The sequence below is a fragment of the Gordonia amicalis NBRC 100051 = JCM 11271 genome (assembly GCF_000332995.1).
GTDB classification, from domain to species: domain Bacteria; phylum Actinomycetota; class Actinomycetes; order Mycobacteriales; family Mycobacteriaceae; genus Gordonia; species Gordonia amicalis.
Map to the genome: position 1 here is coordinate 30687 of NZ_BANS01000032.1, position 15218 is coordinate 45904.

The following is a 15218-nucleotide window of genomic DNA, read 5'->3' on the forward strand; positions in this document are numbered from 1 at the left end:
TACTCATGAGGCATGCGTGCAGTCGTGTGTCGAGCCGGTGAGCTGACCGTCCAAGACGTCCCCATGCCCGTTCCGGAGACCGGACAGGTGCTCCTGCGGGTCCTGCGGGCGGGGATCTGCGGGTCTGACCTCCATGCCCGCGTGCACTGCGACGCGACCGCGGACGTGTCCGACGAGGTCGGCTATGGCGCGTTCATGCGTTCGGACCAGTCGGTGGTGTTGGGCCACGAATTCGCCGGCGAGGTGGTGTCCTACGGGCCCGGATGCCGCAAGCGGTGGGCGCCGGGGACGCCGGTGGTGTCGGTGCCGATGATCCGGCACGGCGACGAGGCGCATCTGACCGGGCTGACGGCGTCGGCTTCGGGCGCCTACGCGCAGTTCGTGCTGGTGTCCGAGGACATGACTTTTGAGATTCCCCACGGCCTGTCGGTCGAACTCGCGGCCCTCACCGAACCCCTGGCCGTCGCCCATCACGCGGTCCGCCGCGGCGAGGTCGGCCGGCGCGACGTGGCCGTGGTGATCGGCTGCGGACCCATCGGGCTCGCGGTCGTCGCGATGCTCAAGGCGTCGGGCGTGCGCACCGTGATCGCGAGCGATCTGTCCGCGGGGCGCCGGGCCCTGGCCGGGCGCGTCGGCGCCGACATCGTCATCGATCCGGCCGTGGAGTCACCGTTCGACCGGTGTGCGCGCGAGGGCAAATACGTCACCGCGGCGCAGGACCTGCTGGGCACCGCCTTCGATGCGATGCACACTCTGCGTCGAATCCCGTTGGCGCCGTGGGACTCCCTGTTCCGAATCGCCGATCGGCTCGGCGCGACGCCGAAGGGGCCGGTGATCTTCGAATGCGTGGGCACTCCGGGCATGATCGAGCACGTCGTGTCGAATGCCCCGTTCCGCTCACGTGTCGTCGTGGTCGGTGTGTGCATGGAACCGGACACGTTCCGCCCGGCGATGGCGCTCAACAAGGAGATCGAGCTGCGGTTCGTGTTCGTCTACGATCCGGCCGAATTCCACGAGACCCTGCAGATGATCGCCGAGGGCAAGGTCGACGTCGGGCCGATGATCACCGCGACCGTCGGGCTCGAGGGGGTGGCGCCGGCGTTCGACGCGCTCGGCGCGGCCGCTCACCATGCGAAGGTGCTGATCGACCCGATGAGTGAGATCGACTCGCTCTGACGAGGTTTCAGAGGGTGAGGTCGAGCGCGGCGCGGACGATCGAGTCGGTGTCGATGCCGTGGAGGCGGTACACGTCCTCGAGCGAGCCGACCTGACCGAATCGCCTGACGCCGAGCGCCGCGCCGGGCACGTTGTTGACACCCGTCAGGAAGGCCAGCGTGTGCGGGTGCCCGTCGAGGACGGTGACCATCGGTGCCGCGCGGCCGGCCGGGAACACCTGGTCGAGAATCCACGACGGTCCGTCGGCGAGTCCGCGGCGGGCCTGCAGTGCCTCGAAGATCAGTCCGGGACTCGTCACGCACACGACGTCGGCGGCCACACCCTGTGCACCCAGTCGGTCGGCGGCGGCGAGGGTCTCGGTGATCACCGCCCCCATCCCGACCAGTGTGACCTGTGGGGATTCGCTCCGGCGCAACAGGTATCCGCCGGCGACCACCTGGCGTCGACGACGTTCGCGGGCCGCCGCGTCGGTGGGGACCGCGGCGAGTCGCTGATCGACCGGGCGGGTGGACAGGCGCAGATAAGACGAGGTCCCGTCCGGACGTCCGAGCTTTCCGATGCACGACAACAGCGTCCATTCGACGTCGACCGCGAAGGCGGGTTCGTAGCTGACGCAGCCGGGTTGCTCCAGGCCGATCGATGGCGTCGTGATCGATTGGTGCGCTCCGCCTTCCGCGGCCAGGGTGACGCCGGACGGCGTGCCCACCAGGATCGACTGCCCGCCGGCGTAGATCCCGTACGACCAGGGCTCGAGGGTGCGTTCCACGAACGGGTCGTAGAGCACGCCGATCGGGAACAGCGGTTCGCCCCAACGACTCCAGGTGGCGCCGAGCTCGCCGATCAGGCCCGCCAGATTCGTCTCGGCGATACCGAGTTCCATGTGCTGGCCGGTCGGGCGTTCCCGCCAGTGCATGATCGTCTCCGCGTCGTCGGCGAACCAGTCGCGCCGCTCGTCCGGCGACCACACCCCGACCTTGTTCAACCAGCCGGCCAGGTTGGTCGTCGAACTGACGTCGGGGCTCACCGTGACCACCCGGGCCGACGCCTCGGGAGCCTCGCGGGACAGGGCCAACAGCGTACGGCCCAGTGCCGCTTGCGTCGTCGACGTTCCCGACGGTGTCTTTCCGGTGTCGACCGGAACGGCGGGCGGTGTGGTGAGCGGAACGGGCCGGCGCCGGAGTCGCTCGGCCACCTGTGCGCACAGCAGGGCCTCGTCGGTGCCCTCGTCGAACCGGCCCCACGGGTGTGCCGGGTCGAGCCCCAGTGATGCCGCCAGCTCGTCGTACTGATCGACGGTGAGCAGTGAGGAATGGTTCTGCGGGTGGCCTTCGATCGGCAGGCCGTTGCCCTTGATGGTGTAGGCGAGGATGACCGTCGGACGGGTGTCGTCGATCTGCGCGTAGGCGCCCATCAGGGCATCGAGGTCGTGTCCGCCGAGATTGCGGATCGCCTTCAGGAGCGTCTCGTCGTCGACGTCGGCGATCAGCGTCGCGACGGCATTCGCGTCGGGACCCGATCCGGGCAGACGTACACGGACCTCGTCGGCGTCGCATCGCAACAGCCGCTGATACTCCGGATTCGGCATGTCGAGGATGCGCGCGCGCAGCGCCGTCCCACCCGGGCGGTCGAACAGTTCCTCCAGCAGCCGGCCGAATTTCACCATGATCACCTGCCATCCGGCGGCGGCGAACATGGCCTCGAGGCGCCCGGCGGCGATGTTGGGGACCACCCGGTCCAGCGACTGGCGGTTGAGGTCGACGATCCAGACGATCTCACCGAGCTCGGCCACCGAGGGGTCGAGGATCGCCTCCCAGACCGCGCCCTCGTCGAGTTCGGCATCACCGACGAGCGAGTACTGCCGGGCGAGCACGGTGGGTGAACGGCGGTCGGCGGCAACCGCATCGGGGCCACCGATCGTCGTGTCGAGATAGCGGCGGGCCACTGCGCCCCAGATCGGTGCGGTCGCACCGATTCCCACCGATCCGGTCGAATAGTCCACTGCATCGGGATCTTTGGTGCGGCTCGGATACGACTGCAGTCCACCGAACTCCCGCAGCGTCGTCAGGTACGACTCGTCGAGCCCACCGAGCAGATAGTTGATGCCGTGCAGGACCGGTGACGCATGCGGTTTCACCGAGACCCGGTCGCCCGGCCGCAACTGGGAGAACCACAGCGAGGTCATGATCGACACCATCGAGGCACACGACGCCTGGTGTCCACCGACCTTGAGTCCAGACGGATTCGGCCGAACCCGGTTGGCGTGGTGGATCATCGACGTCGCGAGCCACAACACGCGCTGCTCGAGCGTGCGGAGCGTGTCGGGTGTCCCGGTCTCGACTGCGCTGCTTCGGAGATCGGTGAGGGTCTCGTCGGTCATGGGGGTCCTCTCCGGGGTGGGGGTCTCTCCGGGTGCGGTCACCGGCGCCGCGACGAGGCTCGGTCAGCGGTGCCGCAGCAATCGTGCGGCGGCCGCGGCACCGCCACCGGCGGCTCCCAGCACGATGGCGGTACCGGCACCGTACTTCGCCGCCTTGCGCGCTGTCCGGAAGTCGTACATCTCCCATCCGCGGACCTTTGCGACGTCGCGCAGGTCGGTGTCGGGATTGATGGCGACGGCCTTGCCCACCAGCGACAGCATCGGGACGTCGTTGTGTGAATCCGAGTAAGCGGTACAGCGTTTGAGGTTCAGGCCCTCGCGGATGGCGAGTGCGCGCACCGCGTGGGCCTTGCCGGGCCCGTGCAGGATGTCGCCGACGAGGCGTCCGGTGAACACGCCGTCGACGCTCTCGGCGACCGTGCCCAGCGCACCCGTGAGTCCGAGTCGGCCGGCGATGGTCTGCGCGAGCTCGACGGGTGTCGCGGTGACCAGCCACACCTGCTGGCCGGCGTCGAGATGTCGCTGTGCGAGAGCGCGTGTGCCGGGCCAGATCTTGTCGGCGATGTAGTCGTCGAAGATCTCCTCGCCGAGTTCGGCGAGCTCGGAGGTCTGCCGGCCGGCGATGAACGACAGCGCCTTGTCCCGGCCCTCGGCGACGTCGCGGGCGTTCTCCTTGCCGGTGATCCGGAACTTCGCCTGGGTCCACGCGAATTCCATGATGTCGCTGTACGTGAAGTACTTCCGTGCGGCGAGACCGCGGGCGAAGTGCACGATCGACGCGCCTTGGACGAGGGTGTTGTCGACGTCGAAGAAGGCGGCCGCGGTCAGGTCCCGCGGGGTCTCGGTGGGCTCGACGTCGGACGGTTCGCGCAGCCGGAGCGAATCGACGGCGGCCTTCGCGCTCGCCTCGCCGGCGAGGGTCTGGCGGAGCTCGTGCGCGGTCTGGCGGAATCGGCCGGTGGCCGCGGAGGCACGCTGCGAGATCCACGTGGTGACCCGGTTGGACTCGTCGTCGGTGAGGTCGTGGAGTTCGGCGTCCTCGTCGAAGTCGTCGTCGAAATCGATGCGCGCGGCCTGCGACTCCCAGTCGTCACCGGTGTCGAGCGGGGTGGCGGCGAAGCTCTCGTCACCCAGGGCATCCGGTCCGGTGGTGTCGTGCGCAGGACCATCTGGTGTGTTGTCGGGTTGCTCGTCTCCCGGGCTCGGGGTCTTGCCCACTGCCCACCTCCCACGCTTGGCGCCAGCACTGCCTGCGCGGACCAGCCTAGCCGGACCGCCCCTCGTCGCCGGTGAGGTGGATGCCCGGCGTCTCAGGTCCTCGGGGAACCGCCGGAAATCGCCTCGAGGCGAGCGTGGCCGGCCCCTCGGAGGCGTCTCACACGGACCAGTCGGACAGCGTGCAGTCGTGTGGGTACGGCCGGGCGTGGGCGATCGGGGTCGCGTCGTGGGCGACAGGCAGCGCTGGGAGGATGGTCGGCATGACCGTCGAACTGCTGACCCGTGAGGGATGCCAGATGTGTGCGACTGCTCGTCGCGATCTGACGCGGATCTGTGGCGAGCTCGGAGTGGAGTTCACCGAGGTCGACGTCGACCGCGCCGCGGCCGACGGCCGCCCCGAGATCCGTGCGGAATTCGGGGACCGGCTGCCGGTGGTGTTGCTCGACGGCGACGAGCACAGCTACTGGGAGGTCGACGAGCCCCGACTACGCGCCGACCTCACCCGTCAGGGCTGAACCGGCCGGTCCGGCGACGATCCGCCATCGCGTAGAAACGATGATGTCTAACACAGCCCGGCGAATCATGAGGGTCCATGTGAAGAGTTTCACAGGGGGTTGTATCCTCGATGGGTCGTGGTGTGTGAAGGGGAGTGGAGGTGAGCGTGGGCGCCGATCGTCAGAAGCCGGGCGACGCCGAGCCTCCCGCGTCCGCACTGCCACCGCCGGCCCCGGAGGTCGCAACGGACATTCCGGCGCCCACAGTGGCCCGGCTGGCCACCTATCTGCACGTCCTGCGCTCGTTCAGTCAGCGCGGCATCCTGGTGGCCTCCAGCGGGGAACTGGCCACCGCGGCCGGCGTGAACCCGGCCATCCTCCGCAAGGACCTCTCCTACGTCGCCGCGAACGGTGTGCGCGGCGTCGGATATGACGTCGGTCGTCTCACCGCACGGATCTCGATGACCTTGCACACGGACAGCATCCACACGGTCGCCCTCGCCGGTGCGGGGCAGCTCGGACGTGCCCTGCTCGCCCACACCGGCTTCGGTCGTGGGTTCCGCGTGGCGGCGATGTTCGACGCCGATCCGGCCCTCGCGGGCACATCGTTCGAGGTCGGCGGGCCGCGGATCGCCCCGCTCACCGAGATCGCGTCGGTCTGCGCCGAGGTCGAGCCCGCGGTGGAGATCGGTGTCGTGGCCACCGCCGACGAGGACGCCCGAAGTGCCTTCGATGCCTTCGTCGGCGCCGGGATCCGGCAGGTGCTCAACGTCACCCCGGTGGCCCTGACGACGGAGGCGGATGTCGTCGTCAGACAAGTTGATCTAGCCTTGGAACTACAGGTGTTGGCGTTCCAGGCATCCCGTGGCACGACACAGGCCCCACGGAACGACCTCAAGATCTCCTCACGCAGCGACGTCGGTGCGCCTCGCGAGGTGAAGGCGGCCGATGGGCGCCGCGGAAACGCAATGGGTGAAGAAACGGTGACAGCGTGAGTGTTCTGTTGTTCGGGGTGTCGCACCGCAGTGCGCCGGTCGAGGTGCTCGAGCGGTTGGCGGTCTCCGACCACGACCGTCCGAAGCTGGTCGACGAGCTGCTCTCGTCACGGGCGATCTCCGAGGCCATGGTCGTGTCGACGTGCAACCGCGTCGAGATCTACGCGGTCGTCGACGCGTTCCACCCGGCTCTCGAGGCGGTCGGCGAGGTCCTCGGCGACCACTCGGGCATGACCGTCAACGACATGACCCGGCACGCCTACGTGCGTTACTCCGAGGCCGCTGTCGAGCACCTCTTCACGGTGGCTGCGGGCCTGGACTCGCTCGTCGTCGGCGAGCAGCAGATCCTCGGCCAGATCCGCAACGCCTACCTGAGCGCGGACGCCAACGACTCGGCCGGACGTGTCCTGCACGAACTGGCCCAGCAGGCGCTGCGGGTGGGCAAGCGGGTGCACACCGAGACCGGCATCGACCGTGCCGGCGCGTCGGTGGTGTCGGTGGCCCTGCATCGCGCCAAGTCGCTGCTGACCGATCCCGCGACCGGGGCGCACCGCCTGCGCACCGCGGTGGTCGTCGGTGCGGGCGCCATGGGTGGTCTCGCGACCGCCCAGCTGGCCCGTGAGGGCGTCACCGAGATGTCCGTGGTGAACCGCACGGTCGAGAATGCGCGCCACCTGGCCGACAACATCGCCGCCAACCACGGCATCACCGTGCACGGCGTGGGCCTCGACCAGTTGCCGGCCGCCATGGCCGCCGCCGACGTCGTGGTGAGCTGTACCGGTTCGGTCGGCTCCGTGGTCAGTGTGGGTGCCGTGCATTCGGCTCTCGCCGAGCGAAACCTCCGCGGGGATACCACGCCGATGGTGATCTGCGACCTCGGGCTGCCACGCAACGTCGATCCGGCCGCGGCCCGCCTGCCCGGTGTGCACGTCGTCGACATCGAGGGTCTGCGCGGCGACTCGGAGACCCAGGCCGCCGAGAACGACACGCTCGCGGCCCGGTCGATCGTCGCCGCCGAGCTCGCCGACTACCTGACCCATCAGCGTCAGGCCGAGGTCACGCCGACCGTCGCAGCGCTCCGTCAGCGCGCCGCCGACGTCGTCGAGGCCGAGATCCTGCGTCTCGAGACCCGGCTCCCGAACCTCGAGAACAATCAGCGCGACGAGGTCGCCAAGACCGTCCGACGCGTCGTCGACAAGCTCCTGCACGCACCGACGGTGCGTGTGAAGCAGCTGGCGTCGACTCCCAACGGTGACCACTACGCGGAGGCGCTGCGCGAATTGTTCGAGCTCAAACCAGGTGCTGCAGAGTCGGTCTCGGCGCCCGATCGGCTGGGGACCACGGACTCGGCCGGCGAGCAGGGTGACCGATGAGCGAAACTCGAACCGCGCCGATCCGGGTCGGTACGCGGGGTTCCCTGCTGGCCACCACCCAGGCCCAGACCATCGCCGACGGGCTGACCGACGCCGGGCACCCGGCCGAGCTGGTGATCATCAAGACCGCCGGTGACGCGTCGGCCGCACCGGTCGCCGAGATCGGCGTCGGGGTCTTCACCACCGCCATCCGCGTCGCACTCCGCAACGACGAGGTCGACGTCGCGGTGCACTCCTACAAGGACCTCCCGACCGCTCCCGAGGACGACCTCACGATCGCGGCCGTCCCGACCCGCGTGGACCCGCGAGATGCGCTGGTCAGCCGGGACGGGCTGGTGCTCGGGGAGCTACCGCCGGGGTCGGTGGTCGGCACCTCGGCGCCCCGCCGGGCGGCACAGCTTAAAGCATTGGGTCTCGGTTTGGAAATCCGCCCCCTAAGAGGCAACCTAGATTCTCGGTTGGGCAAAGTCGCCAGCGGCGAACTCGACGCAGTCGTGGTCGCCCGCGCCGGCCTCGTGCGGATCGGACGGACCGAAGTGGTCTCCGAAGCGCTCGATCCGGTCGTCATGCTGCCGGCTCCGGCGCAGGGTGCTCTCGCTGTGGAGTGCCGCTCAGACGATGCCGAACTGGTGAGAATACTCGCCGAGTTGGACGACCCGTCCACCCGGGCGGCCATCGAGGCCGAACGGTCGGTGCTCGCGGCTCTCGAAGCCGGATGTACCGCACCGGTCGGAGCGATCGCCGAGGTGGTCGAGTCGATCGACGAGGACGGGCGCATCTTCGCCGAACTGTCGCTGCGTGCGGCGGTGGCGGCCGAGGACGGATCCGATGTGATCCGCGCTTCGGTGGTGGGCCCGGTCGATCGGGCCGTCCAACTGGGTAATGATCTCGCCGCCGAACTGCTGGAGCTGGGAGCGGGCGAACTCGTCAACTCTCCCTAGCAGAGAACGAACTGCAGCCCTCCACGCGAGGGCAGGAGAGTGCGAACCCATGAGCCGTACGAAGAAGGCAAATCCCGGACGGATCCTGTTCGTGGGGTCGGGTCCAGGTGATCCCGATCTGCTCACCGTGCGGGCGCGCACCGTGATCATCAATGCGACCACGGCCTACATCGATCCCGATGTGCCGGCTGCCGTGGTGTCGCTGATCGGCAGCGCACACCGCGAAGAACCCGCACCGAACACCCGCCGGTCGGCCAAGAAGGCAGACAAGGCGGACGAGAAAGCCGATACCGACGCCGCCGGCACCGCGTCGTCCGACGGCACCACCGCCGCGGCCGCACCCGAGGCCGGCCAGTCCGACGAGGAGTCGGTGGTTCGTCCGGCGCTGGGCGACCCGACCGAGGTCGCCAAGACCCTCGTGGCCGCCGCTCGCAACGGTGACGACGTGGTCCGCGTCGTCGCCGGCGATCCGCTGACCACCGATTCGGTGCTCGCCGAGGTCAACGCCGTGGCCCGGCACTCGGTCACCTTCGAGGTGCTGCCCGGCCTGCCCGCCGCCTCGGTCGTCCCGAGCTACGCCGGCATGCCGCTGGGTTCGACCCACACCGAGGCCGACGTGCGCGGCGAGGTCGACTGGGCCGCCCTGGCCGCCGCCCCGGGCCCGCTGGTCCTGCACGCCACCTCCGGCCACCTGGCCGAGACGGCGAGCGCGCTGACCGAGCACGGGATGGCGCCGCAGACCCCTGCGGCCATCACCATCAACGGCACCACCTGCGCTCAGCGCACCATCGAGGCCACCCTCGCCACCCTCAACGAGCAGGGCAACGCACTGACCGGACCGCTGGTCGTGACCGTCGGCAAGGTCGTCGGTTCGCGTGGCAAGCTCTCGTGGTGGGAGTCGCGTTCCCTCTACGGCTGGACCGTGTTGGTGCCGCGCACCAAGGATCAGGCCGGTGACATGAGCGACCGCCTCGTCAGCCACGGCGCCATGCCCAAGGAAGTGCCCACGATCGCAGTCGAGCCGCCGCGCAGTCCCGCGCAGATGGAGCGCGCGGTCAAGGGACTCGTCGACGGTCGCTACCAGTGGGTGGTGTTCACCTCCACCAACTCGGTCCGCGCCGTGTGGGAGAAGTTCGCCGAGTTCGGACTCGACGCCCGTGCGTTCTCCGGTGTGAAGATCGCCTGCGTCGGCGAGGCCACCGCGGACAAGGTGCGTTCCTTCGGTATCAACCCCGAACTCGTGCCGTCGGGTGAGCAGAGCTCGCTGGGCCTGCTCGAAGAGTTCCCGCCCTACGACGACGTGTTCGATCCGGTCAACCGAATCCTGTTGCCGCGCGCCGACATCGCCACCGAGACCCTCTCCGAGGGGCTGCGCGACCGCGGCTGGGAGATCGACGACGTGACCGCGTACCGCACCGTGCGCGCCGCACCGCCGCCCGCCGAGACCCGCGAGATGATCAAGACTGGCGGCTTCGACGCGGTCTGCTTCACCTCGAGCTCGACGGTCCGCAACCTCGTCGGCATCGCCGGAAAGCCGCACGCGCGCACCATCGTTGCGTGCATCGGCCCCAAGACCGCCGAGACTGCAACGGAATTCGGTCTGCGCGTGGACGTCCAGCCGGAGAACGCCTCGGTCCTCGAACTGGTCGACGCGCTCGCCGAGCACGCCGCCCGGCTCCGTGCCGAGGGCGCACTGCCCCCGCCGCGCAAGAAGTCCCGTCGATCGCGTTCGTGACCGCCCTGCTCCCTGAGGTGTGAGGAGCGATAGCCGCCGGGCTGAGTGAGCGACGAAGGAGTGAATCGAAGTCGACGAGCCTCGAAGGGCCCGGGAGACGAAGGAGACGACATGCCGCCCGTGATCCGTCCCCGCCGGTTGCGCACCACGCCGGCGATGCGTCGGCTGGTCGCCGAGACCACCCTCGCGCCAAGGCAACTCGTATTGCCGATGTTCGTCGCCGACGGCATCGACGAGCCGAAGCCGATCTCGTCGATGCCCGGCGTCGTGCAGCACACGTTGGACTCGCTGCGCGCCGCCGCGGCGGAGGCGGTCGAGGCCGGCGTCGGCGGTCTGATGCTGTTCGGCGTGCCCCGTCCGGAGGACAAGGACGCGGCCGGCTCGTGTGCCGACGCCGAGGACGGAGTCCTCAACCGGGCACTGCGCGCGCTGACCGACGACCTCGGTGACTCGACGGTCCTCATGGCCGACACCTGCCTCGACGAGTTCACCGACCACGGGCACTGCGGCGTGCTCGACGGCCGTGGACGCGTCGACAACGACGTGACCCTCGACCGCTACGTGTCGATGTCGCTGGCGCAGGCCCGCGCCGGGGCCCAGCTCCTCGGGCCGAGCGGGATGATGGACGGCCAGGTCGCCACCATCCGCGACGCACTCGACGCCGAGGGCTTCACCGACACCGGGATCCTGGCCTATTCCGCCAAGTACGCGTCGGCCTTCTACGGGCCGTTCCGGGAGGCGGTCGGCTCGTCGTTGCAGGGCGACCGACGCACCTATCAGCAGGACGCGGCCAATCGGATCGAGTCGCTGCGGGAGGTGCGCCTCGATCTCGAGGAGGGCGCCGACATGGTGATGGTCAAGCCCGCGATGAGCTATCTCGACATCGTGCTCGATGTCGCCGAGATGAGCGACGTCCCCGTCGCCGCCTATCAGATCAGCGGTGAGTACGCGATGATCACGGCCGCCGCGGAGCGGGGCTGGATCGACCGCGACGCCGCGATCCTGGAGTCGCTGACCTCGATCCGCCGTGCCGGAGCGTCGGTCATCCTGACCTACTGGGCCACCGAGGTCGCGAACCGGCTGTCCTGACCCTTCCGCACGGGACCTCGCCGGACGTGTGCGCGGGCCGGTGACGCGTCCCACTAGGCTGGTGCCATGTCCGCACCGTTCGACCCGATGCGCGCCTCGTCAGAGTCCGACGCGGAGCTGCGCCCGAGGATCCCGGATTCGATCTCGATCGCCGTCGAACTGTGGGCGGTGGTCGTCGTCGGACAGGTCGTCGCGCTGTTCGCGCAGACGGGCACCTTCGTCGACCTCGTCCGTGATCAGGTCCGCGACAACCCGCCGAACGGCGTCTCCGAGGACCAGCTGCAGTTCATGACGTCGTCGGGTTTCGTCATCGGGATCCTCGTCGCGATGTCGGTGTTCCTGACCGCGATCACCGCGCTGGTCGTGTGGTTCACGCGCAAGGGTTACAACTGGGCCCGCATCGTGCTGGGTGCGATGGGTGTCTACATCGTCGTCAACCTGGTCTTCTCCCTGTTCGGCGACACCGACCCGGCGTGGGCGATGGTGCCCCTGGTCATCAGCGGCGTCGCCGCACTCGGCGCGACCGTGCTGTTGATGCGCGCCGACTCCGAGAAGTACTGCCGGCGCATGGCGGAAGAGCGCAAGCCCCGGCCGGTGCCGCCGCCCGCACCGCCGTATCCGTACGGCCAGAACCCCTACGGCCAGAACCCGTACGGCCAGTACCCCTACGGCCAGAACCCGTCACAGCCGGGGACGCAGCCCGGTGACACACCGTATGGTGACAGTTCACCCGAGGCCGCCGCCCGCGGCGGGTCATCCGAGGCCGGCGGCGCCGGAACACCCGACCTCCGCAAGCCCGAGAGCCCAAACCCCGAGAACACCGACTCCGACAGCGAAGGACCGAAGAAGCAGTGACAAGTCCCGACCCGGCGAAGCGTCCGAAACTCGTCGTCTGGGCCTACCGGTGCTGGGTGGTGTCGGGAGCGCTCCTGGCCCTTCTCGGTGTCCTCGTCGTGGTGCTGTCCGCGGTCGACGACTCCGGGTCGATGGCCTCGGCGATGCTCGGCATACTCGTCCTGCTCGTCGGTGTCGCCTACATCCTGCTCGGCAGCAAGGCGTTCACCGGTGATGCCCGGTGGCGGTCGTCCCTGTCGGCGCTGACGCTCGTCGTCGTTGCCATGCTGCTGTTCCTCAGCGTCGGCCTCGGATCGCCGGTGTTCGCCCTGGCACTGCTGGCCGCCATCATCGGTCTCTTCGGGTCGCTGCTGGCCTACCGGCCGGACTCGGAGACCTGGTACACGGGCAAGGCGCCCGAACCCAAGAAGCAGCGCACACAGCGCAAGAAGAAGCCGTGACCGACGAGGCGCCAGACCCGGTCGACGGAACCGAACCCGGCGAATCCGATCCGGGAACGGATCCGGGTGAGGTCCTGTTCTACGAACCCGGCGGGAGCAGGTGGGTGGTCCTCATCGGTCCCGCGCTCGTCCTCGCGGTCCTCGTCATGGAGATCGTCGGACCTGGACAGGTGCACTGGCCGGTCCTGATCATCTTCCTCGTGATCCTGTTCGGTTTCTCGCTCGTCCAGGTGACCGCGGCGCGACGACACGTCAGCGTCGAACTCACGGAGACGACGCTGCGTCAGGGCGCGGTGACGACCCCGCTCGCCGACATCGAGGAGATCTACCCGCCCAACAACTCGCCGACGCCCGAGGACTGGGAGAGTGCTCCGGCGCTCGGTGAACTCCACGGTGTGTCGCGACGCCGGAAAGGTGTGGGGGTGCGGCTGACCTCCGGGAAACTCGCGCAGGCCTGGGCCCGGGACGTCGAGGTGTTCCGCAGTGAACTCGCGCAGGCCCACGCCGCCGTGCGGATGGGGCTACCGCCCTCTGGCCGGAAAGCGGACGCCGGCGAGCCCGAGTCCGGAAGATCCGAGGAGAAGGATCAGGACACCACCGAGTGACGTCCCTTCCGGCTGTCGCGGTAGGCGCGTCGACGCAGGTCACCCAGCCATGACGGCGCGAACTCGACCCCGTCGGGACGGTGGAGGATCGGATCGAAGTCGATGTCGAGCCCGGTCAGCACGTGGTCGAGTTCGATCCGGGCCAGGGGAACGAATCGCCTGCACCCGGCTTCGAGGATGATCACGACCGGCCGCTTGGTGCGCAGGCACGCGGCGAGATTCTCGACATCCAGACCGGACGGCCCGGTCGGCTCGATGATGCGGGCACGAATCCAGTACAGCTCGCCGTCGTATCGGTAGGGCGTGAGGCTCGAGACGGCGGTCGGGGCCCAGTGCGTGGCCGGGAGCGGGACGGGGAGGCGGCCGGACAGCGGTGCCGGTCCGGCCAGCAACAGGTCCCATGCGCCGGACGCGGCGTGGCCGGTGCCCTTCGCCGGCGTCGGGGCGTCGGCCGGGACGTTCGTCGGGGCCGAGGCGGGGAACCGCACGGCCACGCCGACGATGTCGGGCAGGCCGCCCGGGGTGCCGATTCCCTTCGACAGACGGACCGTGACCGGCCCGGAGCGGAAGGGCAGCGGGTGGTCCCCGGAGACCGACGCCTGGCCCCCGCACAGCAGACCGTCGGGATGGAACACCCGCGCGTGCCGCAGCGCACCGAGCCAGCGGAACGGCGTCGTGATGAGGTCGGGCAGGTCGGTCATGGCACCTCCGTAGATCGGGCGACACCGCCGTCGGCACGGCAGGCCGCGAACGCTCGGGGAGTCCGCGGGCTGCCGCACCGGCGACGGGTCTCTATCCGGTCGGATCGGGATCGACGACGTCCTTGATCTTGCCCATGACACCCTTCTCAGTGCCGAACTTCGGCTTCTGCGGGGTCCCCATGGCGCCATCGTAGGTCGCATAGAGCTTCGGATCCGGCGGCGGGCCGGATTGGCGGTCGCCGAGGGGCTGCGGATCGGCGAGGAACTTGAACTCGTGCTTCCCGTCAGGGGTGGGACCGCTCGCCCAGCCGCCCTTGTCCGAGTCCGCACCGTCCGACAGATGCCACAGCGTGCTCGCGTGCTCGCTGAACTCCTCGTCGAACAGGTCGTCGGGGGCGATGGTGCCCTCGAGGCCGTCCGCCTTGAGTTCCTCGATGGCCTTCAGCCACAGGTTCTGGTGATAGGTGTCGCGGGCCAGGTTGAACCGCAGCATGTCCTTCACGCCCGGGTCGTCGGTCATGTGCCACAGTCGCGCGGTCTGGACGCGACCCTGCGCCTCGGCCGTGACGTTCGCGTGGAAGTCGGCGAGCAGGTTGCCGCTGTGCACGATGTAGCCCGCGTTCCACGGCACGCCGTTGCTGTCGGCGAGGCGCGGGCCGCCACCGGAGAAGACGGCCTGGGTGGGATCGCTGCCGCCGAGGACCGCGGCGACCACAGGATCGCCGAGGGCGTTGGCGGTGGAGTCGGTCACCGGAGCGCCCTCGAGGAGGCGGGCGACCATCGTGGCGATCATCTCCACGTGACCGATCTCCTCGGTCGCGATGTCCATGATCAGGTCTTTGTACTTGCCCTTCATGCGGCAGTTCCAGCCCTGCATGAGGTACTGCATCGTCACGGTCATCTCGCCGAAGGCGCCGCCGAGCAGCTCCTGCAGCTTGCGCGCGTAAACGGGGTCGGGCTTCTCGGGTTTGACGTCGAACTGCATGTAATCGGTGTGGCGGAACATGATTCCCCTGACAGTCGTGTTGGGTGGGCGGCGAGCCAGCGAGAGGCGTCGACGACGACGGGCTTTCTGCGGGCAGTGTTGATCGCAGTGGCCGCGCGAAGCAGCGAACCCCTGTCGGCGACGAGTGTGCTCTGTTCCCAGGACGATTCGCGTCCACGTCCTGGGCCGAGTCGACCCAGCGGCGCAGTGCGAGACCGTCCGGGTCACGTCGCG

General features: G+C 69.2%; 14 protein-coding genes. 10 read left to right on the plus strand and 4 right to left on the minus strand.

Going from position 1 to position 15218, the window contains the following annotated elements; genetic code table 11:
* Window positions 1–12: 12 nt before the first annotated feature.
* Complete coding sequence (locus GOAMI_RS15800) at window positions 13–1176, plus strand: zinc-binding dehydrogenase (RefSeq protein WP_006437554.1); 1164 nt, start codon at window positions 13–15, stop codon at window positions 1174–1176.
* A 7-nt stretch (window positions 1177–1183) separates the two neighbouring features.
* On the opposite strand, the gene GOAMI_RS15805 is transcribed toward GOAMI_RS15800, so the two are convergent.
* Window positions 1184–3553, minus strand: coding sequence for a thiamine pyrophosphate-binding protein (locus GOAMI_RS15805; protein ID WP_006437555.1), 2370 nt, complete (start codon window positions 3551–3553; stop codon window positions 1184–1186).
* A 63-nt stretch (window positions 3554–3616) separates the two neighbouring features.
* Window positions 3617–4771, minus strand: coding sequence for an HAD family hydrolase (locus GOAMI_RS15810; RefSeq protein ID WP_006437556.1), 1155 nt, complete (start codon window positions 4769–4771; stop codon window positions 3617–3619).
* Window positions 4772–5031: 260 nt separating this feature from the next.
* Here GOAMI_RS15810 and GOAMI_RS15815 point away from each other — a divergent pair, with 260 nt between their 5' ends.
* The 9 genes from GOAMI_RS15815 to mce1N all read left to right on the plus strand — a co-directional run bounded on the left by GOAMI_RS15815 (window position 5032) and on the right by mce1N (window position 13298).
* Window positions 5032–5286, plus strand: a complete 255-nt coding sequence (locus GOAMI_RS15815; protein ID WP_006437557.1) for a glutaredoxin family protein — start codon at window positions 5032–5034, stop codon at window positions 5284–5286.
* A 146-nt stretch (window positions 5287–5432) separates the two neighbouring features.
* Window positions 5433–6260 carry a redox-sensing transcriptional repressor Rex gene (locus GOAMI_RS15820; RefSeq protein WP_006437558.1) on the plus strand — a complete coding sequence of 276 codons (828 nt, stop codon included), beginning with the start codon at window positions 5433–5435 and terminating at the stop codon, window positions 6258–6260.
* Complete coding sequence (locus tag GOAMI_RS15825) at window positions 6257–7633, plus strand: glutamyl-tRNA reductase (RefSeq protein ID WP_006437559.1); 1377 nt, start codon at window positions 6257–6259, stop codon at window positions 7631–7633. Before GOAMI_RS15820 ends, GOAMI_RS15825 begins: the two co-directional genes overlap by 4 nt.
* On the plus strand, window positions 7630–8574 hold the full coding sequence (gene hemC / locus GOAMI_RS15830) for a hydroxymethylbilane synthase (RefSeq protein WP_006437560.1): 945 nt from the start codon (window positions 7630–7632) through the stop codon (window positions 8572–8574). Before GOAMI_RS15825 ends, hemC begins: the two co-directional genes overlap by 4 nt.
* Before the next feature lie 49 nt (window positions 8575–8623).
* On the plus strand, window positions 8624–10309 hold the full coding sequence (locus tag GOAMI_RS15835) for a bifunctional uroporphyrinogen-III C-methyltransferase/uroporphyrinogen-III synthase (protein ID WP_006437561.1): 1686 nt from the start codon (window positions 8624–8626) through the stop codon (window positions 10307–10309).
* A 111-nt stretch (window positions 10310–10420) separates the two neighbouring features.
* Window positions 10421–11398, plus strand: coding sequence for a porphobilinogen synthase (gene hemB, locus GOAMI_RS15840; protein ID WP_006437562.1), 978 nt, complete (start codon window positions 10421–10423; stop codon window positions 11396–11398).
* A gap of 66 nt (window positions 11399–11464) precedes the next feature.
* Window positions 11465–12253, plus strand: a complete 789-nt coding sequence (locus GOAMI_RS15845; RefSeq protein WP_006437563.1) for a hypothetical protein — start codon at window positions 11465–11467, stop codon at window positions 12251–12253.
* The gene (locus GOAMI_RS15850) at window positions 12250–12693 is read left to right on the plus strand and encodes a hypothetical protein (protein ID WP_006437564.1); all 444 of its coding nucleotides are present in this window, start codon (window positions 12250–12252) and stop codon (window positions 12691–12693) included. The genes GOAMI_RS15845 and GOAMI_RS15850 overlap by 4 nt, the downstream gene beginning before the upstream one ends.
* Complete coding sequence (mce1N, locus tag GOAMI_RS15855; protein WP_006437565.1) at window positions 12690–13298, plus strand: transport-regulating membrane protein Mce1N; 609 nt, start codon at window positions 12690–12692, stop codon at window positions 13296–13298. Before GOAMI_RS15850 ends, mce1N begins: the two co-directional genes overlap by 4 nt.
* Here the strand turns inward: mce1N and GOAMI_RS15860 are convergent.
* Together GOAMI_RS15860 and GOAMI_RS15865 are read right to left on the minus strand one after the other, a co-directional pair.
* The gene (locus GOAMI_RS15860; RefSeq protein ID WP_006437566.1) at window positions 13280–13999 is read right to left on the minus strand and encodes a hypothetical protein; all 720 of its coding nucleotides are present in this window, start codon (window positions 13997–13999) and stop codon (window positions 13280–13282) included. The two genes, mce1N and GOAMI_RS15860, sit on opposite strands and share 19 nt — an antisense overlap.
* Window positions 14000–14090: 91 nt before the next feature.
* A complete protein-coding gene (locus GOAMI_RS15865) occupies window positions 14091–15005 on the minus strand; it encodes a manganese catalase (protein WP_006437567.1) in 915 nt (304 codons plus the stop codon).
* Between the last annotated feature and the right edge of the window lie 213 nt (window positions 15006–15218).

Coding starts and splice junctions, on each gene's coding strand:
- GOAMI_RS15800 (WP_006437554.1), top strand. CDS start 13: ATGCGTGCAGTCGTGTGTCGAGCCGGTGAGCTGACCGTCCAAGACGTC.
- GOAMI_RS15805 (WP_006437555.1), bottom strand. CDS start 3,553: ATGACCGACGAGACCCTCACCGATCTCCGAAGCAGCGCAGTCGAGACC.
- GOAMI_RS15815 (WP_006437557.1), top strand. CDS start 5,032: ATGACCGTCGAACTGCTGACCCGTGAGGGATGCCAGATGTGTGCGACT.
- hemC (WP_006437560.1), top strand. CDS start 7,630: ATGAGCGAAACTCGAACCGCGCCGATCCGGGTCGGTACGCGGGGTTCC.
- GOAMI_RS15835 (WP_006437561.1), top strand. CDS start 8,624: ATGAGCCGTACGAAGAAGGCAAATCCCGGACGGATCCTGTTCGTGGGG.
- hemB (WP_006437562.1), top strand. CDS start 10,421: ATGCCGCCCGTGATCCGTCCCCGCCGGTTGCGCACCACGCCGGCGATG.
- GOAMI_RS15845 (WP_006437563.1), top strand. CDS start 11,465: ATGTCCGCACCGTTCGACCCGATGCGCGCCTCGTCAGAGTCCGACGCG.
- GOAMI_RS15860 (WP_006437566.1), bottom strand. CDS start 13,999: ATGACCGACCTGCCCGACCTCATCACGACGCCGTTCCGCTGGCTCGGT.
- GOAMI_RS15865 (WP_006437567.1), bottom strand. CDS start 15,005: ATGTTCCGCCACACCGATTACATGCAGTTCGACGTCAAACCCGAGAAG.